Origin of the sequence: Synechococcus sp. W60.3 (assembly GCF_047502615.1) — a bacterium.
Taxonomy (GTDB): Bacteria; Cyanobacteriota; Cyanobacteriia; order Thermostichales; family Thermostichaceae; genus Thermostichus.
On record NZ_JANSHJ010000002.1, the window covers coordinates 63403 to 83199 of the forward strand.

The 19797-nt window shown below is 59.9% G+C and carries 17 protein-coding genes and 1 tRNA gene; 5 read left to right on the plus strand and 13 right to left on the minus strand.

What is annotated here, in order from left to right; translation table 11 throughout:
* Positions 1 to 40 precede the first annotated feature (40 nt).
* The 5 genes from NW846_RS01140 to NW846_RS01160 form a co-directional block, all read right to left on the minus strand.
* Positions 41 to 346 (minus strand): hypothetical protein, encoded by a 306-nt coding sequence (locus NW846_RS01140; protein WP_414347349.1) that lies wholly within the window; start codon positions 344 to 346, stop codon positions 41 to 43.
* A gap of 80 nt (positions 347 to 426) precedes the next feature.
* Positions 427 to 499, minus strand: a tRNA-Ala gene (locus tag NW846_RS01145).
* Entirely contained in the window at positions 490 to 1164 is a 675-nt protein-coding gene (locus NW846_RS01150; protein ID WP_414347337.1) for a Uma2 family endonuclease, read from the minus strand. Before NW846_RS01150 ends, NW846_RS01145 begins: the two co-directional genes overlap by 10 nt.
* A gap of 66 nt (positions 1165 to 1230) precedes the next feature.
* Entirely contained in the window at positions 1231 to 1611 is a 381-nt protein-coding gene (locus NW846_RS01155; protein ID WP_011430270.1) for a hypothetical protein, read from the minus strand.
* A 228-nt stretch (positions 1612 to 1839) separates the two neighbouring features.
* A complete protein-coding gene (locus NW846_RS01160; protein ID WP_099813185.1) occupies positions 1840 to 2139 on the minus strand; it encodes a ferredoxin in 300 nt (99 codons plus the stop codon).
* A gap of 483 nt (positions 2140 to 2622) precedes the next feature.
* Between NW846_RS01160 and NW846_RS01165 the strand changes: the two genes are divergently transcribed.
* The 3 genes from NW846_RS01165 to NW846_RS01175 all read left to right on the plus strand — a co-directional run bounded on the left by NW846_RS01165 (position 2623) and on the right by NW846_RS01175 (position 8240).
* A complete protein-coding gene (locus tag NW846_RS01165; protein ID WP_414515139.1) occupies positions 2623 to 4035 on the plus strand; it encodes a hypothetical protein in 1413 nt (470 codons plus the stop codon).
* A 141-nt stretch (positions 4036 to 4176) separates the two neighbouring features.
* Entirely contained in the window at positions 4177 to 5370 is a 1194-nt protein-coding gene (locus NW846_RS01170) for an RNA-guided endonuclease InsQ/TnpB family protein (RefSeq protein WP_414515141.1), read from the plus strand.
* Between the two features lie 26 nt (positions 5371 to 5396).
* On the plus strand, positions 5397 to 8240 hold the full coding sequence (locus NW846_RS01175; RefSeq protein WP_414347866.1) for a tetratricopeptide repeat protein: 2844 nt from the start codon (positions 5397 to 5399) through the stop codon (positions 8238 to 8240).
* Here NW846_RS01175 and NW846_RS01180 read toward each other — a convergent pair.
* The 3 genes from NW846_RS01180 to NW846_RS01190 are packed head-to-tail and all read right to left on the minus strand — an operon-like array spanning position 8227 to position 11810.
* The gene (locus tag NW846_RS01180) at positions 8227 to 9381 is read right to left on the minus strand and encodes a hypothetical protein (protein WP_414347864.1); all 1155 of its coding nucleotides are present in this window, start codon (positions 9379 to 9381) and stop codon (positions 8227 to 8229) included. The two genes, NW846_RS01175 and NW846_RS01180, sit on opposite strands and share 14 nt — an antisense overlap.
* Positions 9382 to 9402: 21 nt before the next feature.
* Positions 9403 to 10272, minus strand: a complete 870-nt coding sequence (locus NW846_RS01185) for an FkbM family methyltransferase (RefSeq protein ID WP_414347862.1) — start codon at positions 10270 to 10272, stop codon at positions 9403 to 9405.
* A 26-nt stretch (positions 10273 to 10298) separates the two neighbouring features.
* Entirely contained in the window at positions 10299 to 11810 is a 1512-nt protein-coding gene (locus NW846_RS01190; protein ID WP_414347860.1) for an FkbM family methyltransferase, read from the minus strand.
* A 138-nt stretch (positions 11811 to 11948) separates the two neighbouring features.
* Here NW846_RS01190 and NW846_RS01195 point away from each other — a divergent pair, with 138 nt between their 5' ends.
* Complete coding sequence (locus NW846_RS01195) at positions 11949 to 12554, plus strand: hypothetical protein (protein WP_414347858.1); 606 nt, start codon at positions 11949 to 11951, stop codon at positions 12552 to 12554.
* 15 nt (positions 12555 to 12569) lie between these two features.
* A complete protein-coding gene (locus NW846_RS01200; protein WP_414515143.1) occupies positions 12570 to 13418 on the plus strand; it encodes a hypothetical protein in 849 nt (282 codons plus the stop codon).
* A 2-nt stretch (positions 13419 to 13420) separates the two neighbouring features.
* Here the strand turns inward: NW846_RS01200 and NW846_RS01205 are convergent, their stop codons facing one another.
* The 5 genes from NW846_RS01205 to acnB form a co-directional block, all read right to left on the minus strand.
* Positions 13421 to 14689 carry a class I SAM-dependent methyltransferase gene (locus NW846_RS01205; RefSeq protein ID WP_414347028.1) on the minus strand — a complete coding sequence of 423 codons (1269 nt, stop codon included), beginning with the start codon at positions 14687 to 14689 and terminating at the stop codon, positions 13421 to 13423.
* A 39-nt stretch (positions 14690 to 14728) separates the two neighbouring features.
* Entirely contained in the window at positions 14729 to 15871 is a 1143-nt protein-coding gene (locus NW846_RS01210; protein WP_414347029.1) for an ABC transporter ATP-binding protein, read from the minus strand.
* 229 nt (positions 15872 to 16100) lie between these two features.
* Positions 16101 to 16541, minus strand: a complete 441-nt coding sequence (locus NW846_RS01215) for an Hsp20/alpha crystallin family protein (protein WP_414347030.1) — start codon at positions 16539 to 16541, stop codon at positions 16101 to 16103.
* Between the two features lie 184 nt (positions 16542 to 16725).
* Positions 16726 to 17019, minus strand: a complete 294-nt coding sequence (locus NW846_RS01220; protein WP_099812119.1) for a PepSY domain-containing protein — start codon at positions 17017 to 17019, stop codon at positions 16726 to 16728.
* A gap of 75 nt (positions 17020 to 17094) precedes the next feature.
* Positions 17095 to 19728 carry a bifunctional aconitate hydratase 2/2-methylisocitrate dehydratase gene (acnB, locus tag NW846_RS01225; RefSeq protein ID WP_414347031.1) on the minus strand — a complete coding sequence of 878 codons (2634 nt, stop codon included), beginning with the start codon at positions 19726 to 19728 and terminating at the stop codon, positions 17095 to 17097.
* Positions 19729 to 19797 lie beyond the last annotated feature (69 nt).

Consider the following 19797-nt stretch of genomic DNA (forward strand, 5'->3'; position numbering starts at 1 on the left):
ACTCCCCTCTCCCTGAGGGAGAGGGGCCGGGGGTGAGGGGCTACCGTCGTTCTAAAAAATCGCGAAAATCGCGGCGCAGATCCCGGATCTCCTGCCGCATTTCCCTCATCTCTTGAGCCATCTCGTCGGTGCGCCGTTCCAGCGCTTCGGTGCGGCGCTCCAGCGCCTCGGTGCGGCGCTCAATAGCCCGGGTGCGCGCATCAAACCGATCCAGCGCCTCACGGAAAAACTGGGCCAGCATCGCCTGCCCTTCCCGCAGCTCTTGAATGAGAAGCTGTTGATTTTGCTGAGCCGCTTGCAGCTCTTGAACGGCGCGGATCAGCCACTCTTCTTGTTCCGGAGTCATCATCAGCCAGAGCGAGAGAATGCAAAAATCCTACCACCGACCCCCCTCTCCCTTTGGGAGAGGATCCGAGCTGAGGGCGATGGAGAGTAGGGAACTCGAATCCCTGACCTCTGCGGTGCGATCGCAGCGCTCTACCAACTGAGCTAACTCCCCGTAGCTCTACCAGGATAACCTGAATCGGCAGCCAAGATCTCCCCCACCTGCAACTCTAGCCCCACAAAAACCTGCGAAGGTACCCCCTCGGATCCCTTCAGCTCCAGCAGGTCGTACCAGCCCTCGTGCAACAGCAGCAGGCTCACCTTCTCTTCCAAAGGATCCACAATCCAATACTCGCCGATGCCCAAAACGCAGTATTCCGCCCGTTTGGCCCGGTAGTCCGCCGCCCGCCTGGATTCGCTCACCACCTCCACCACCAATAGCGGCGGCGGATCCTCCAAGCGAATCAAAGCCTCTCGGGATCCCATCTCCTGCCACTGCTCCAAAGGCAGCACCACCACATCCGGGATCCGCACCGTTTCCCAGCGGTTGCCCCGCGGCGACTGGATCCCCAGGCCGCCCTGGATTGTTGTCCAAGGCAACTGCCGTCTGGCGATCTCCGCCTCAAAAACCTGGCTGAGAAACTTTTGGATCTGGACATGCCGTCCGGTTGGAAGGGCCATGGGCACCAACTCCCCCGCCACCAACTCATAGCGGGTATCGCCGCCATCGGAATACTTGAGGTACTCTGCCAAACTCAGGCGAGCCGTTGTCGATCCAGAAGCAGAAACGGATCCGATCGTCAAAGCCACAGCCACCTCCAAAGGCTGCTCTGCTGCCATCCTAACCCCCCTCTCCCTCAGGGAGAGGGGCTGGGGGTGAGGGCCGGCGCGGAGCACTTGAGGCTGCTACCGCCGTTCCAAAAAATCGCGGCGCAGATCCCTCATCTCCGCTGCCATCTCATCAGTGCGGCGCTCTAGGGCTTCCGTGCGCCGTTCCAAGGCTTCTGTGCGCCGTTCCAGGGCTTCGGTGCGGCGTTCAATAGCGCGGGTGCGCTCGTCAAAGCGATCTAGCGCCTCGCGGAAAAACTGCGCCAGCATCGCCTGCCCCTCGCGCACTTCCTGAATCAGAACCTGTTGATTTTGCTGGCCCGCTTGCAGCTCTCGAATCAAAACCTCCTGGTTTTGCTGGACAAGGCGCAGCTCCTGCTGGGCAGCTTGCAGCTCTTTTTGGGCAGCCTGCAGCTCCTGGACAGCTCGGATTAACCACTCTTCTTGTTCTGGGGTCATCGTCAAAAAGTTCTACAGAGGATAAAAAAATCCTACTCCCCTCTCCCTCAGGGAGAGGGGCTGGGGGTGGTCGCGTTAGCGGCGCGGAGCGCTTGGGCTGGGAGAGGGGCTGGGGGTGAGGGCCGCCGGCGGCGCACAGCGCTTGAGGCTGCCGGAAAGAACCACCCAAAACAAAAACCCCTCTCCCTATGGGAGAGGGGCCAGGGGTGAGGGATCGGAGGTGAGGGCTCAGTACAGCGCTTCTTCTTGGTGGGTGATGATGGTGCAGTCGGAGGTGGGGTAGGCCACGCAAGTCAGCACATAGCCCTGCTCGATCTGATCGTCATCCAGGAAGGATTGATCGCTTTGATCCACCGTGCCGCTCACCAGCTTGCCGGCACAGGTCGAACAGGCCCCGGCACGGCAGGAATAGGGCAGCTCGATCCCTTGCTCCTCCGCCACATCCAAAATGTACTCGTCGTCCGGCACATCGATGGTGACGTCCAAGCCCCGCTCTTCGTTGATCAACCGAACTTTGTAGACAGCCATCCTGGTTGGATCTCCAGAAAAAACATCCACTCCTCATCCTGCCACCCTTCTGCCCCGGATCAAGCCCTCTTGGGCCAGGAAATAGGCAAATCTTCGAGTTTTGGGCACTTGGATCCGGGAAAGCCTTGCCATACAAAGATCCCGGCCATGTCCCACCTCGCCTGCCCTGCTGCAATCCAGCACCCTTGAACCAGGGCTCTCCGAAGCAGCAGCCACCGGATCGTGAGCCACGAGCAAGCTCGTGTTCTCCGTCTGTGACCCAGATCACTCTCATTTCAGCCTGCGAAAAGGAGAAAACCCTTGCCAAAACCGACAAATCTACCTGTATGATTGACGGAGAAACAGACCAACCGCCAAGCGGCGTGTCTGCGTCTCCCCTCGATTGGCCACTCCCCAAAGGGCATAGGTTGCCCTGGGTAAGCCGATCGAGTAAGTTAAGGGAAGTGTTCAGCCAAACCCTGCTTTTTGGTTAAGAGGAGAAACATGAACGGAACAATGCACAAGTGGCTGCTCAAGTCACTCGGGTCTCTGTCTCTGGCTTCGACGATGGTGCTGCTGCCCATGCTGCTCACCGGCTGCGGCGAAGAAAGCAGCACCAGCACCGTCACACCCGTGCCGCCCCCACCACCCCCACCGGCTCCCCCAGCTCCGCCGCCACCACCTCCAACCCCTGTTCCTGCTCCCACTCCCACCACTGCTGGCCCCATCAGCGTTCTGCCCACTCAACTGGCCGCTCTCACCCCAACAGGGCAAGTCTTCTCTAACCCCACCGTTATTCCTGTCGGCTTTGGCATTCGTCGCGCTAACGCAGCCGAGAACATCCCAGTGGGGGTTTACACTGACTACCGCGCTGTGCTTTCCTTCCCCATTCCCGACGACATTCCCAGCAACGCCATCGTGCAGGGGGCGCAGTTGACGCTGGTGCAGTTGCCCTCCAACGACTCGGCCACCATTCCTGGTTTTGGCGACCGGGGGCTGGGCTTCTTCTTCCTGGATCCGACACCGCACAACCTGCCGTCCAACAACGTGGTGTTCCAGGAAGTGACCTTGGGTGCGCCCGACAACGTGGTGTCCAGCGACTTCTTTGCGCCGGCTTCCAGCCCCACCTTTGTGGCTCTGAGCATTAACGGCAACGTGTTGGGTGAGGATGTGTCGGCGGGGCCGCGCACGGCGGATGTGGGGCCTGGGGTGCAGCGGGCGGTGTCAGGCTCCCGCTTCTACCAGGTGCGGCTGCAGTGCGCCAAGGAGGTGTGGAACAACCAGGCTACCGCTGCGTTCCCGTCGGTTTCCATCTCCGTCTCCAGCTCGGACAGTGGCACGGCCAGTGGCGCTCCTGCCTTCCAGGCGGTGGCTCCCATTGCGTTTGTGGTTACAGGAGTCGCAGCAGCCGCCGGCAACTCTACCTACCGAGTTGACTCTAGCAACTCAGCCACTGCTACGATTACGCTGCTGGCCACCAACCCCATCACGGTGAGCTTCAGTGCGGCGGGCAGCACCTTCTCAGCCTTCTTGCCCACCAATGCCACGACGATCACCCAAAGCTTTACCTGGCTGATTAACCTGGGTATCTTCGGATCCTTTTCATTCACAGGCACAGTAGTTACTGCTGCCAACAACAACACTGCCAGCGCCACTTTCCTGACAGGCCCAGTCGACCAGACCCTGGTTATCCCCAACCAGACCTTCTCCTACACGGCCAGCTTCTCGGTCAGCTTCAGCACCAGCACCAGCGTGGCGGGGACGCCAGCTAATGCGGCTGGTTTTGAGATCAGCCAGGGGGCTACGGGCACCTGCCGCGCGGAGTTCGACAAAGAGCCGGCTACAGGCACGGGTACTGCCCCCATCACCACGGCTCGCGGGCCACGGCTGGACATCACCTTCACTGTCCCGCGCTAGTCGGCAGGCTGTTTAACCCCTCGGCGGGCCTGAACTTTCAGGCCCGTTTTTTTCTCGCGGAACTCAGCTAGAAATCGCAGGAGCCCCGCACTGTACCCGTAGGGTCAGTGTCGGGAGGAATGCGGAAGTTATGATAGAACCATGACCCAAGTCCTGACCGTCTCCTGCAAGCTCAAGGTGTCCCAGTCGCAAGCCGCCAAATTGGACGCGACAATGGATGCCTTTGTGCAGGCGTTGAACTGGGTCAACCAAAACACACCAGAAAAAGTAGTCAACGCAGTCAAACTCCAATCCCTTTGCTACTACGAGATTCGAGCCCGGTTTGGCTTGTCCAGTAACTTGGCTCAACAGGTGTGCAGACGGGTGGCAGGCGCTCGCAAAGTGGCGAGACAGCGCAACCGTCCAGTTCAAGAGTTCAAGCGTAGGTTCGTTACCTACGATGCACGTATCTTCTCGTTTCGCGAGAAAGACTGGACGGTGTCGCTTGCCACGGTTGATGGAAGAGAACGCTTTGAGCTAGCTATTGGCAACTACCAGAGGGGAATGCTGGCTGGCTCTAACCCCAAATCGGCCACCCTAGTCCAGCGGAAGGACGGCTCCTACTCCATCCAGATTTGTGTCGAGGCAGAGCCCCCCAAGCAACAGAACACCGACAAGGTGATTGGTGTTGACCTGGGACGGCGAGACATTGCACATACCTCCGAAGGAGACAACTGGAATGGACAGCAGCTGAACAAAGTCCGAGATCACTACTGTCGGTTAAGAGCGTCTCTTCAGCGCAAGGCCAGTAAGGGCACCCGCAGTTGCAGGCGGCGATGCCGTCAACTGCTGCAACGGCTGTCTGGCAAAGAGAGACGCTTTCAAGCTTGGGTGAACCACAGTATCGCTAAGCGCATCGTTAAAGCAGCTCAATCTCTTTCTGCCTGCATTGCAATTGAGGACTTAAGCGGCATTCGAGAACGCACCAATCAACACCCCCGCAGTCGTGAGGAGCGGCGGCGTAGCAATAGCTGGGCGTTCTACCAGCTGCGGCGGTTTATCGAATACAAGGCTGTGAGGGCGGGTGTCAAAGTGGTAGCTGTCCCTGCGGCCTATACCTCGCAGATCTGCCACAAGTGCCTGCATATTCATCCCGACTCCGCTCAATCCTATCGCAAGGGTAAGCAGTTCAAATGCGGGCACTGCGGTTGGGAAGGGGATGCGGATTTTAACGGTGCGAAGGTGATTGCGCTTTTGGGGGCTGCCGTAAACCAGCCTAGAGGTTCGTGGTTGGCTTGCCAACTGCAGGGCTACCGAAAGCCCGCCCTGTACTGCGAAGCAGTCAGGGTCGGGTAGTTTACATGGGTGTAGGATTAGAGGTTATGAAATCTAGGGATCCAGGCCAAGTGACACCCGATGCGCTGATAGCCACCTTGGAAGCGGCAACCCGCCACCATCAGGCGGGGGATCTGCAGCAGGCGGAGGCGGCCTACCGCCAGGTGCTGGCTCTCCAGCCCGACCAACCGGAGGCTCTGCATTTTCTGGGCATCCTCTGCTACCAGACGGGCCGCCTTGAGGAAGCCGCGGCCCACATGACCAAGGCCACGCAGCTGCGGCCAGAGCAGGCAGCTTTTCACAGCAACTTGGGCGCTGTATATCAAGCGCTGGGCAAGCTGGAAGCAGCCATCGGATGCTACAGCCAAGCGGTGGCCCTCCAGCCGGATCACCTGCAGGCCCTCTTCAACCTGGGCCTCTGCCACTTTCAACTGGGCCAGTATGACCAAGCCGAGGAGTATTACCGGCGAGCCCTGGCCCTGCAGCCCCAGGATGCCCAGATCCTGACGGAGCTAGCCCAGATCTACCGACAGAAGGGGTGGCCGGCAACGGCCATCGACCATCTAGAGCAGGCGCTGGCGCTAGAGTTTACCCCAGAGCGGGCGCAAGAACTGGCCGAGCTCTGCCGCGAGGCGGGGCAGTTGGAGCGTTCTGTTGAGCTCTATCGCCAGCTCCTGGAGCAAGACCCACAGCGGCCAGAGCTACACAACGGCCTGGGCTTGACCTTGGCAGAGCAAGGGAACTGGGAGGAAGCTATTGCTGCTTTCCGCCAGGCGCTGGAGCTGGATGGGCACTTGGTGGAAGCTCACATCAACCTGGGCACCGCCCTGCTGGAGCAGGGACAGCCGGAGGCGGCCATCGAAGCCTATCGGGCGGCTTTGGCGCTGCAGCCGGATCGCCCGCGGGTTTACTTCAACCTGGCCACGGCTTTTCGCAAGCTACAGCAGCCGGAACGCGCTTTGGACTACTACCACGTGGCCTTTGGCCTGCAGCCAGACTACGCCGAGGCCCATCGCGGCTTGGCCAACCTTCTGTCAGATCGCAAGCTGCGCAAGGTGTTCTCCAATGGACTGCTAGACAGCATGGCCCACCTCAGCCGCGCTTTGGGCGTGCGGCCCAACCTGGCCGAGGCCTACTTTGAGGCCGGCTGCCTGCTGCTGGATCAACTAAGGTTTAAGGAGGCCATCCCCCTGCTGGAGAAGGCGCTGGAGTACAAGCCCGATTTTGCCCTGGCCTACAACAACCTGGGCCTGGCCTATCGGCACTTGAACGAGCCGGAAAAAGAAGAGATCCAATATCGGCAGGCGCTGGTGCACGACCCAGAACTGGGAGAAGCCTACTGCAACTTGGGGCTGTTGTTGCAAAGCCAGCACCGCAATGAGGAAGCCCTGCCGGTTTTGCAGGAGGCCGCCCGCCTCAAGCCGGACTTCCTGGATGTTCACCGGGCCCTGGGATCCGTTTACAAAGAGTTGAACCGCCTAACCGAGGCACTGGAATCTTTTCAGCGCGCCCTGGAAATCAACCCCGAGGATCCTTCCACCTATGCGGGGTTGGCGGGCACCTTCCTCCAGCAATGCCGCCACGAGGAGGCCATCAAAGCCTATCGCAAGTCGGCCAAGCTGGCTCCGGGGGTGATCGCCTTCCACGGCAACATCCTCATGGGTCTGCACTACGCGCCCGATTTCGACCCCGAAGAAACCCTGCGGGAGCACAAAAAGTGGGGGGATGCCACCCAAGCCTCGGTGGCCCATCTGCGGCGGCCCTACCACCGGGATCGGGATCTGAAGCGGCCTCTGCGCATCGGCTACATCTCCGGAGATTTTAAGCTGCACTCCGTGAGCATGTTTTTTGAGCATGTCTACAACCACCACGACCACGAGCGCTTCCAGATCTACTGCTATTCCAACGGGCCGTATTCGGACATCGTGACGGAGCGGATGAAGGAAAAGGCTGACGGCTGGCGAGATATCCACAAGATCCGCTCCGATGTGGAGGTGGCCGACCTCATCCACGAGGACAAGATCGACATTTTGGTGGATCTGGCCGGCCATACGGCCTACAACCGCCTGGGGGTGCTGGCGCTCAAACCTGCCCCCATCCAGGCCACCTATCTGGGCTACCCCAACACCACCGGCCTGACCTTGGTGGACTACCGCATCACCGATGCCTACGCCGACCCGCCGGGCTTGACGGAGAAGTATCACACGGAAAAGCTGATGCGCCTGCCTAAAAGCTTTCTCTGCTACAACCCTATAGATATCTTTCCGCCGGTTTCCGAGCTACCGGCTCTGTCTGCCGGCTACATTACCTTTGGCTGCTGCAACAACCCCACCAAAATTACCCCCAACGTGGTGGCAGTGTGGGTGGAGATCCTCAAGCGGCTGCCCAATGCCCGCATCCTGCTCAAAAACATGCGCTACACCGACCGCAGCGTCTGCGAGATCTTCTGGGGGCACTTTGAGCGGCACGGGGTGGAGCGGCAGCGGGTGCATCTGGTGGGAGATCGCCGCAGCATTCCAGAGCATCTCCAGATCTACAGTGAGATTGATATCGGCCTGGATCCTTTCCCCTACAACGGCACCACCACCACCTGTGAAACCCTCTGGGGCGGCGCGCCGGTGGTGGTCTTGGCGGGCAACGCTCATGTCTGCCGCGTGGGAGTCTCCATTCTCACTAACGTGGGGCTGCCGGAGCTGGTGGCCCAAACGCCGGAAGAATACGTGGAAATTGCCGTGAACTTGGCCAGTGATCTGGAGCGGCTGCGCCATTTGCGCCACAGCCTGCGAGGCATGATGGAGAAATCGCCCCTGCGGGATCCACAAAGCCATGCCCGCGCCCTGGAGCGGGCCTATTGGCAGATGTGGAAAAACTTGGTGGTCAGCGGTCAGTAGGTTCCTCGGATTCCGAAGGAGCCACCTGCTCGAAAATGTCCCACAGCTTGGCGGCCACTGTTGCCCAGCTCAGCTCCTTGGCCTGTTCCAACCCCTTGGCAATGAGGGGAGAGCGTACCGGGTAGCTCTGGATGCGCTGCAGGGCTTCTGCCAGTTCCCGCACCGAGCCTTGGCAGAGCAGGGCTGTCGGGTTTTGCAAGGGATCCTTATCTTTTTTCTCTCCAGAGGCAGTTGCCGACTCCGAGCCGGAGGCATTTGGCTGCTCATCCCGGTAATGCACCACAGGACAGCCGCAGGCCATCGCCTCAAGGGGGCTGCTGGGCCGAAAGGTGGAGTGGAAAACCAGCGCCAGAGCCGAGGAATAGGCGCAGGCCAACTCTGGATTGTTCAGGCTGAGGTAGCGAATGCCTTGTTTTTGGGGCAGTTGCGCTTTGACGGGATCCACCTCCAGAGGACTGGGAAAGGCAAAGACCAGCTCGGTGCGGGAGAGCTTTTGGCCCTGCAGGATCTCCCAAGCTTGGCTGACAGCCTGGATGCCACGGTAGTCAGCCAGCTGTTCGGGCAAGACGGCCAAGAAAAAAGGGCGAGTCAACTGAAACTTGCGGCGAAACTCGGCCATGGCATCGGGAGCAGCCGGCTTGGCCCAGCCCTCGATGGCCGGATAGACCAGCGACATTTGCTCAGGTGGGATGCCGGGGTAGTGGGTTCGGAAGCCAGCAAGCACTTCATCGGAGAAGAAAACGTAGTGGGCAGCAGCCAGGATGGCATTTTTCTTCTCGATGTATTCTGGATGAAACTGGCTGCCGGCCTCTGCTTCTAGGTCGTAGATGAAGGCGATGGAAGGGGTGGAAATGGGGGTGGTGTAGCCGGTAGAAAGAAACAGCCTGGCCTTGAGCTGGTCGCAGGCGCTCTGCAGGCCGGTGCGATCCTCATCTGCCTCTGCAAAAGCAAAGCGGGGGATCTCGGAAAAAAAAGTTCCCGGCGGCAGCCAAGTTTGCCCGCGGGTGAGCACCACAAACTCCGTTGCCTTCTTGGCCTTGACCCATTCTTCAATGAGGCTCAGCCACAGGTAGGACTGATCCAAAAGTGGAGAGCGAGAAAACCCTTCCGACTGCCAGATAACCCCGTCGATGACGATCATCCCCCACCTCGTCTGAGCAATTTAAGAGACATTGAGAGCGGCAAACATCCTGGCCAGGTAGAAGTCTTTGTAACGGGTTTGGGCAATTTGGTCATGAACACCCAGGACAAAAGCCACCAGATCATAGGACAGGTAAATCTCATGCAAAACTACCGCCATAGCCAGCCGCTGGCGCGAGGAAAGCCGACCCAAGTGCATAAAGTTTTTGACGTAAACATAGTCGCACCACAACACTTGGGTGTAAGGGCGATAGGTTCTGGAGGAGAAAGGCTTGAGGCAGGCGCCAAAGTTGCTGGTCATGCCGTGGAGGAGAAAGCCTTCTTCCCTAAGGGCAATATCCACATCGCTAAAAAGAGGCTGGTTTTTGTAGAGGGGTATGTACTCGACTTCTGTTTGGATAACAGTAACACTCTGTAGAGTTTTTCTAGCGCCCCGGATAACATCCAGCTCGGCTCCCTGAACATCCATCTTGAGAAAGTCCACTTCGCCCAGCTCTGGAATATCATCCAGGCGGGTAGTCTGGACTTCCTCGACCCGAGTTACCCGACAAACTTCCGCCAAGTTCTCAAAATGCTGGGCCAGCTCCTGATCGGGCTCGTAAAGAGAGGAGGTGTAGCCGACGTTGGTGAAATAGAACTTGCGGCGGGATCCATCCCCAATGAAATAGGGAAAGTATTGCCGCTTCACTTTGTCGGCGCGGGGAGCCTCAGCCAGAGCCCTAGCATTCAGCTTTTCGCATTCTTCTTTTTGGGGCTCAAATCCTATCACTTGAGCATGCCCTTGCTGAACCAGCTTGTCGAAGTTATCGCCGCCCAGGAGCATTGCCCCTACGTCCACAATCCTAATCAGGGGCATGTCATCGCCGAGGATCTCACTAATCGGGAAAGGCATCTTTTTACTCCAAAGAATGAAAACGGCTAGATTAGACCGGCTTCGCTCACCCAAGAAAACCGACGGGGGTGCACAGCAACCAGGTTGAGCGCAGTTGGCATTTGCACAGAAGCCTGAACAGTGCTCAGATCTTGGATTACCGGGTTATAGACATAAATAAGATAACCCCACTCAGCAAGAAGCTTTGCCGATTCCAAACCGGAAAACTGACCGGTACTTTGATTCTCAAACAAGATCACCGGAGCGCAAGTCTCAATGAGCTTTCTACCGCCCTTCAAAACAGGAACCTCTGCCCCTTCCGCATCGATTTTGACGAGATCAATGTTGGGGCTGCCCTCTGAAATCCATAGCTCATCTAGGGTAACCTGCTGCACCGGCTTGGTTTCTTCTACAACCGACATGGGATCCGTGACGATGCGGTTGAAAACGCTGGCCCCTTCGCAAACTAGATAAACCTCGCGAGACTCTTCGCCTACGGCTGCTTCCACAACTTGCACGGATTGGTCGAGCTTGTTTTGAGCGACCGTTGCCCGCAAGCACTGCACACATCCCGGCGTAGGTTCAATGGCATAGACTTTCCCAGTTTTGCCCACACAGCGGGCAAACAGAAAAGTGTAGACGCCAACATTGGCCCCAACGTCAATGGCCTTCATGCCCGGCTTGAGGATTTGCCGACACAGCTCGATTTCACTCTCAAACCAGCGATCTTGAGCCAGGAGGACAAAGGTTGCAATGCTCTTAAGGTCTGGCTCCAGCCTCAGCTTGTACCCCTCATACTGAGCCCAGGTTTCTATCTCGGCCACAGCATCGGAGGTTGGTTTTTTTTCAGGAGGTGTTTCTGCTTCCGGCTCTGAATCCGACTCCGCCTTGGAGGGATCCTGCCGCGGAATGTAGCGATCTAGAGCCAGTTGCAGCACTTGCAGGGCCCTGTCCTTCTGCCCAGGGAAATGGTCGGCTATTTTCTGCAGCAAGAAGGCCCCTTCCGGCTGCGCTTGGGCCGCCGCATTCATGGCAACCACCATTTGCGCCTCTAGATCCTCTGGGTCAATGGCTGCAGCCAGCCGCCAGTAGGGCAATGGCTCCGGTCGGTAAACGACTCCGCTGTTGTGGGCTAGCCAACGGGCTAGAGTGTGGAGGTAGCGCTCGCGGGGGCCAAGGCGGGAAGCAGAAGCGGCCTTAGAAGAGCGGCGGGCCTTTTTGCTAGCAGAAGCCAGACGAGGGGGATCCCAAGCGAGCTTGGGTTGGGATCCAGTTAGGCCCAAGCTGGGATCTTCTAGGTAACGCTGGGTCAACAGCCGGGAGAGCAGCTCTTTTCCCTCTTGGAGGGCCGTGTAGTAGCTTCCCAAGGCCAAAAGGGCATGGAGGCGATTAAACTGACAGGGGAGATGATTGGGATCGAGATCCAAACCCTGCCGCCAAGCTGCCAAAGCCAGGGCCCAGGCTGCACGTCGCTCCCGCGAGGTTTTGGCTTGCTGGGCCTTCAAGCAGTGAGAGATTCCCAGCTCGTTACATTCATCGGCAGTGGTGGGGATCCCCATGGCTTCGCTAACTAAGCTGCTGAATTATCCTACCACCTTGCCGGAGCTGCACTGGGTCTTCCCTGAACAGGCAGAAGAGAAGGCGGAAAAAGTTTGGTAACCTAGGAGAGCGATGCCGCTTGTGGTTGAGGGATGTTCATGGTACGCCGTTTCCCCGTCTGGATTGCTGCTGCCGCCTTGGCAGGGGGGATTGCCTGTACGCAGGCAGCTCCTGTGCAGACTCCTGACCAAGTGGTGAGAACCTTTATTGCAGCCGCTGAGAAGGGGGACTGGGGCACGGCAGACAGCTACCTGACGGAGCGCTTCAGCAACGCCCTCAGGCCGGGATCCCTGCCTTCGATTTGGGGCACGGTGGGGGAGAACGTGCAGGTGCGCAACCAAGAGGTGACCGGGAAGACGGCCTATGTCTGGGTGGAGGGCACCGACTCGCTGGAGGATGCGGCCCAGCACCTGGGGTTGGATCCCTTGACGTTGCGCAAGTATTTGACCCAGCCGGATCTGGCGGATCCCACCTATCAGCAGTTGGCCCCTCAGTTGGTGGGCCTACGCCTGGAAGGAGACACAGTGATCTCCCGCGTCAAGATCACCCTCTACCAGCAAGACCGCGGCTGGCGAATTGAAGTGTGGCAGCCAGACAAGCCCCCTGCAGAGGGATCCCAGCCGGAAAAGGCAGAAGAGTCGGCGGATCCCAAGCCCTCTCCCTCTCCGACAGAGGCTGGGCAACCTGCCAAAAATCAGCAGTGAAGTGGCGAGGGAAAGGTGCTGAAAAAACCCTGGTTCTTGCTGGCCCTGCTCTTGCTGAGTGGCTGCGGGCAACCCCAAACCGCCAAAGAGACGCTGCAGGTGTTTGTGCAGGCGGCCAACAAGCGGGACTTTGCCACAGCAGAATCCCTGCTGACGCCGCGGCTGTTGAGAGGGATCCCGCCAGGGGCTTTGGATCAATCCTGGCCATCCGCCGAGGAGTTTAATCTCACTTCTATCGAAGAGGTGGGCAATACCGCCATCTTTCGGGTGGACTCCATCCTAAAGCCAGAAGCGGTGGTGCCAACGCTTCGCTTCCAGTTCACCGCCGAGGAGCTGCAACGATTTTTAACAGAGCCGGATCGGGAGGATCCCCGGTTTCGTCCTTTTCGCTCCCAGTTGGGCTTTTACGAGCCCCTGCCGGATGGGCGCCTGCGCTCGGTGATGGAAGTTACCCTCTATCGCCAAGCCCAAGGGTGGCGAGTGGAGTTGGCTCGGCTGCAGCCTTTAAATACAGAGGTTCTCTACGAGCCAATCAAGTTAGCGGAAGAAGCACAGCCTTTCCAACTAACTGGGACGGTGCGGCTGCTCAACCGCAAGGAGGGCTGGATTGGGGTCAACTTGGAAAAAGTCAGCCCCAGCTTGGAGCGCTACGCGGGCACGTGGGTCTCGGTGGTTCCCGCTGAGGAGGTGCAAGTGACTCGCCTTGGCCGCTCTGCCAGCTGGCTGGAGCTGCTCCCGGGAGATGTGGTGGAAATGGAAGGCACCGTTCGGTTCGCCGTCAACGTCGATGCGGAAGGACGGATCCCAGCGGCCATCTGGGCTGAGCGCATCCGGGTGGTGCAGGCCGCCAGCTCTTCTCCCTGAACCTAGCGCAAAGGCGAGTGCAACAACACCACCAGCCGCTCTTCCAGGAACTTGAGATTGGCCACCACTTGGTTAAAGGCCTCTTCGGGGGTCCAGTCCATGAGATCTAGGGCCTTGGCCGCCAGGGCCTGCACGGGCACAGGCTCTTCCCCAAAGACGTCGATTAGCCAGCGCACCGAGAAGGGATCGATGACGATGTTGCCTTCGGATCCCGGCCAGCCATTGATGTTGACCGGGCCGTTGTCGCGGATGGCGTTTTCAAAGGCCAGCTTGGCATTGAGACGGATCAACAGGGGATGGGCCTGCACGGAGCCGTTTCGCCATTCTTCCAGGGTAAAAGGGGCTGGTGGGGTGGGGCGAGGATGGCCGCACCAAAAATCGATCAGCCGGGTTAGGTTGGGAAAGATCAGCTCGATAAAGTGCAGCAGCTCCTCTTGGCTGAGCTTTTTAAGGTGGCGTAGGGTATAGGGAACTGGCTTGGTGAGGACTCGCTCCAGCTTCCACTGCTGCCAGTTGACCATGCTGATGAACTCCAGCCCGGCCTGGCGCAGCATCTCAAACACCTGGGGCACCGTAAAGCCTTTGTCGCTGCGCAGCAGGAAGTTGGCCAGGATCCCGTTGGTGGTTTTGATGGCGTCCCCCTTCCAGTGGCTTTTGACGAAGCTGCCTTCGTGGAGAGCATCCATCAGCTCCCTGAGGATGGGAACAGCCTTGGCAGCGGGCTCGTCCATCACCCCCAGCAGCTCCATGGCATTTTGCATGTTGAAAATAAACTGCCGCTGATAGAGGCTGTGGACGTTGGTGCGGATAATGCCCTCCGGTTTGAGCACCTGGCGCATGCCTTTGAGGCCGGCCACCGGGTCTTCCAGCAGGTAGAGCACGTCGTTGCAGGCGATAAAATCAAACTGCTCCCCCAGCGCTCTCAGGTCGGTGATATCTGCCACCTCGAAGCGCACATCCGCGATCTGGTGGAACTCGAAGCGCTGCCGGGCCATCTCCAGCGATTTCGGCGAGATATCCACCCCAACAAAAGAAGCGCCTGGGTTGGCCGTGGCCAGGACCAGGGTTTCCCAGCCGGAGCCGCAGCCGGCGTTGAGCATCACTTTGCCCTCAGGTTTGACCACCTTGCGCTCTCGTACATAGCAGGCGGTGGTGTAGCTGTTGGCAAACAGGGCAAAGGTATCCGTAACCGTCTGCTCAATGGGGACGTTGGGATAGGGAAATTCGTCAAACTGCGCCTGCACCAACTTCGAGGCAGATTGCTCCGGCATAGGGATCCCTTTTTCTCTGGAGCTTATGGTAGCCAATCCTTAACTGAACAGGGCCTGTGTTGATCCCAGCCGCTCTTCGGTCTGGGGATCAAAAAGGTGGAAGCGATCCATGTCGAAGACCACTTCGGCCCATTGGTTGACGCGCAGCTCGGTGCGGGGATCCACGCGGGCCACAAACTCCTGCTCGGGGAGGATCCCTTCGGGGTCAGCGGCGCTGAGGTGGAGGATGACCTCGCTGCCCATCTGCTCGGCGACCGAGACTTTGGCCCGCACGCGGGCGGGCTGGATCCCTGGGGGTTGGTACTGGGGATCGTGGATGTTTTCCGGGCGGATGCCGAAGATGACCGGCTGGCCGGCGTGGGGCCGATAGGGATCCGCCTGGTGAGGGGGGATGGGCAGGCGGAAGGCGCCGGTATCGACCCAGAGGGTGCCCTCTTGTTCCCGCAGCTTGGCCTGGAAGAAGTTCATGGCAGGGCTGCCGATGAAGCCGGCCACAAACAGGTTGGCGGGGCGGCTGTAGAGGGCCTGGGGAGTATCCACCTGCTGCAGGCGGCCATCTTTCATGACGGCGATGCGGTTGCCCATGGTCATGGCTTCCACCTGGTCGTGGGTGACGTAGATGAAGGTGGTGCCCAGTTGCATGTGCAACTTGCTGATCTCGGCCCGCGCCTGCACCCGCAGCTTGGCGTCGAGGTTGGAGAGGGGCTCATCCATCAAAAACACCGCCGGGTTGCGCACAATGGCCCGCCCGACGGCCACCCGCTGCCGTTGCCCACCGGAAAGTTCCTTGGGCTTGCGGTGGAGCAGGTGTTCGATCCCCAGCCGCTTGGCCACCCCCCGGACGCGGCTTTCGATCTCTGCTTTGGGCAGGCCGCGCAGCTTGAGGCCAAAGGCCATGTTCTCGGCCACGGTCATGTGGGGGTAGAGGGCGTAGGACTGGAAGACCATGGCGATATCCCGATCCTTGGGGGGGATATCATTGACCACTCGGTCGCCGATGTAGATGGAGCCGGCGCTCACCTCTTCCAGTCCGGCCAGCATGCGCAAAGAGGTGGTTTTGCCGCAGCCGGAGGGACCGACGAAGACGAGAAATTCCCCGTCTTCGATGGCGATGTTCAGGTCGTGGACGGCAGTGGTGTCGCCGTAGCGCTTGGTAACGTGTTCGTAGGTCACGCTGGCCATGCTCTCGCTCCCCAGCCACTTCGCCCTCAAACTTATCCAACCCTAGGGGCAGAGGTCAAATCGGATCCCTGGGCTGGAGTAAGCTGGGGTCGCCCTCACCCCCAGCCCCTCTCCCAGAGGGAGAGGGGAGTTGAGGATCGAAAAGCCAAAAAACCCAAAAAGGTAGGCCACGAGCCTACCTCTGGGATCTGGATCTTGTTAAGCCAAAAGTGGCGCTCGCCTCCCCCCCTTAGGAGACAACGTTCACTTTGACCACTTGGGCTTTTTCGGAGTCCGCCTTGGGCAGAGTCAGGGTGAGGATCCCATCTTTGTATTCCGCTTTCACCTGATCGTGCTTGATCCGGTTGGGCAGCGGGATCACCCGTTGGAAGCGCCCGTAGCGGAACTCGGTGCGGGTTACGCCCTTGTCTTCGGAGCGTTTTTCAAAGCGCCGCTCGCCGCTGATGGAGACCGCTTCGGCTGTCGCTTGGATATCCAAGTCGTTGGGGTTCAAGCCGGGCAGCTCCAGCTTCAGGGTAATAGTTTCGGGATCATCGTGCATCTCCACTGCCGGCATGAAGGCAAAGCCGTCGGCCTCGGTGGTGCGAGGGATCAACCGGTCGAACATCCGGTTCATTTCCCGTTGAATTTCGTCAATTTCCCGAAAGGGATCCCAGCGAACCAGAGCCATATCTATCCACCTCCTGAGCAGATTTTGGTTAACTTTTGGTTAGCTTCTCTTTAAGTTAAGATTTACTCACCAGGCTTTAGCCTAGCCTCTGTACATTAGGATAAGTGATCTAGCTGGCTCAAGAGGGCGAGTTTTCTGGAAATCGATGGGGGTATTTTCTCGCCCAAGGAATAGGAGAAAGCTGTCAGGAATCGGTGCGCTTGGGGGGGCGGTGGGATCTCGTCTGCAGCCACAAACTCAGGCCGGTAGCCACCATCAGCAACAGCCCCAAGCCGTTTAAGAACGGGTAGACGGCCTGCAGATCCAGAGGCCCCCATTGCCCTTTGTGGATTTGGATCAGCCAGTAGTAGTCGAAGTTGTCGTTGAGGCGGGCAATTTGGTAAAGGGATCCCGTTACCACCGTTACCACCAAGGGCAGAGCCAGGATGGGGGCCAGGGCGCGGTGGATCTGGCGGGCGAGTTTTCGAGGCGGGGCCATCAGGGTTTCTCCAAGGCTAAGGCCACCACCTTGCCATGGTAGCAGGGCAGCCCAAGCTGCCAAGCCCCCCTGGGTCTAGGGACGGATCCCGAGGGCTTCCTCCAGCTTGGGCATTTGCTCGCGGGGGATAACCCGCCCTTCGTCCTCAAAGCCGGGGATCTCGTGGAAGTTGAGGTAGCGGTACAGCTCGCCGGCAAAGGGCTGGATCTTGGTGGCGACGATCTCCCGGTATTCCTCAGGGGTAGGGATCCGGCCCAAGAGGGCGCAGGCGGCAGCCAGCTCGGCGGATCCCAGATAGACCCGCGCGTCTTTGCCCATGCGGTTGTTGAAGTTGCGGGTGGAGGTGGACATAACCGTGGCCCCGTCTGCCACCCGCGCCTGGTTGCCCATGCACAGGCTGCAGCCAGGCATCTCCGTCCTCGCCCCGGCAGCGGCAAAGGTGCCGTACACCCCTTCGGCGCGCAGTTGCGCCTCGTCCATGCGGGTGGGAGGACAGATCCAAAATTGGCGCACCTTGGCCCGCCCCTGGCCTTCCAAAATCTTGGCGGCGGCGCGGTAGTGGCCAATGTTGGTCATGCAGGAGCCAATGAACACCTCGTCGATGTGGATGGGTGTGTCGGGGTTGCCGGCCGCGTGCTGGGCGTGGACTTCGCTCAGGGTCATCACCTTGTCGGGATCGTTGGGGGCACAGACGATCGGCTCGCTGATGGCGCTGAGGTCGATCTCGAGCACGGCAGCGTATTCGGCATCGGGATCCGCCTCCATCAGGGTGGGGTTGGCCAGCCAGGCCTCCATCTTGGCGATGCGCCGCAGCAGGGTTCTCGCATCCTGATAGCCGCGGGCGATCAGGTTTTTCAGCAGCACCACGTTGGAGCGCAGGTACTCGGCAACCGTCTCGACGCTCAGCTGGATGGTGCAAGCGGCGCAGTTGCGTTCCGCCGAGGCGTCGGTGAACTCGAAGGCTTGCTCCACCTTCAAGTTGGGCAGGCCCTCGATCTCCATAATTCGCCCGGCAAAGACGTTTTTCTTGCCCTGTTTCTCGACGGTGAGCAGCCCCCGCTGGATGGCCACGTAGGGGATGGCGTGGACAATGTCCCGCAGGGTGATCCCGGGCTGCAGTTCCCCCTTAAAGCGCACCAGCACCGACTCCGGCATATTCAGGGGCATCACCCCCATGGCGGCGGCAAAGGCCACCAGCCCAGAGCCAGCCGGGAAGGAAATGCCCAAAGGGAAGCGGGTGTGGGAGTCGCCCCCGGTGCCAACAGTATCCGGCAGCAGCATGCGGTTGAGCCAGGAGTGGATGATGCCATCGCCCGGCCGCAGGACGACACCTCCCCGCGAGGCAAAAAAGTCGGGCAGCTCTTTGTGAACCTGGATATCCACCGGCTTGGGATAGGCGGCGGTGTGGCAGAAGCTCTGCAGCACCAGGTCGGCGCTGAAGCCCAGACAGGCCAATTCCTTGAGCTCGTCGCGGGTCATGGGGCCGGTGGTGTCCTGGGATCCCACGGTGGTGATCAACGGCTCGCAACTGGTGCCGGGGCGCACTCCGGGCAGCCCGCAGGCTTTGCCGACGATTTTCTGGGCCAGGGTATAGCCCTTGCCCGTGTCGGCGGGCGGGGTGGGGCGAATGAACAGGGGGGAGGGATCCAGCCCCAGGGCCTGGCGGGTTTTGTCGGTAAGGGCCCGACCAATCAAGAGAGGGATGCGGCCCCCGGCCCGCACCTCGTCGGGCAGCGTCACAGGCTGCAGGGAAAAGGTGGTGAGGACTTGGCCATCCTCAGAGCGGATAACGCCCTCGTAGGGGTAGATCGTCACTACCATGTCCGTCTCCAGGCAGGAGACATCGCACTGGATGGGCAGGGCGCCGGCATCTTCGGCGGTGGTGAAGAAAATGGGCGCGATCGTGCCCCCCAGAATCACCCCGCCGGCCCGCTTGTTGGGCACATAGGGAATGTCGTGGCCGATGTGCCAGAGCAGGGAATTAAGGGCGGACTTGCGGGAAGATCCCGTGCCCACCACATCCCCCACAAAGGCCACCGGATGGCCGCGGCGCTTCAGCTCGGCAATGGCTGCTATCGCTCCCGGCGCCCGCGATTCCAGCATGCTCTGGGCATGAAGGGGAATATCGGGGCGGGTGGTGGCGTGGGCGGCCGGGGAGAGGTCGTCGGTGTTGATCTCGCCGGCAATTTTGAACACCGTCGCCGTGATCGCCTCGGCCAGGGGCGGCCTGGCGGTGAACCACTCCCCTTCCGCCCAAGAGTGGAGCACCTGTCGGGCATAGGCGTTGCCCGCTTGGCTCAGCTCCAGCACGTCGTGGAAGGCGTCGAAAACCAGCAGCGTGTGGCTGAGGGCGCGGGCCGCTGCGGCGGCAATTTCCGGTCGCTCATCCTGCAGCAGCTCCAGCAACACCTGGACGTTGTAGCCCCCCAGCATCGTGCCCAAGAGCTCTACCGCCCGCAGGGGGGTAATGAGGGGCGAGTGCACTTCTTCCTTAGCCACAGCGGCCAAAAAGCCCGCCTTCACATAGGCCGCTTCGTCCACCCCCGGCGGCACCCGCTCTGTAAGCAGATGCAACAAAAAGGCCTCTTCGCCGGCGGGGGGATCCTTGAGCAGCTCGCACACCTGGCTGGTCTGGGCGGCGTTCAAGGGCAGCGGCGGGATCCCTTGGGCCGCGCGGGCAGCAGCATGTTGGCGGTACTCGGCCAGCATGGGGAGGATTCCTTAGGTCACTCGATGTGGGTATTCATTCTACCGCCAGCTCGGCAGCAGCCAGCTCTG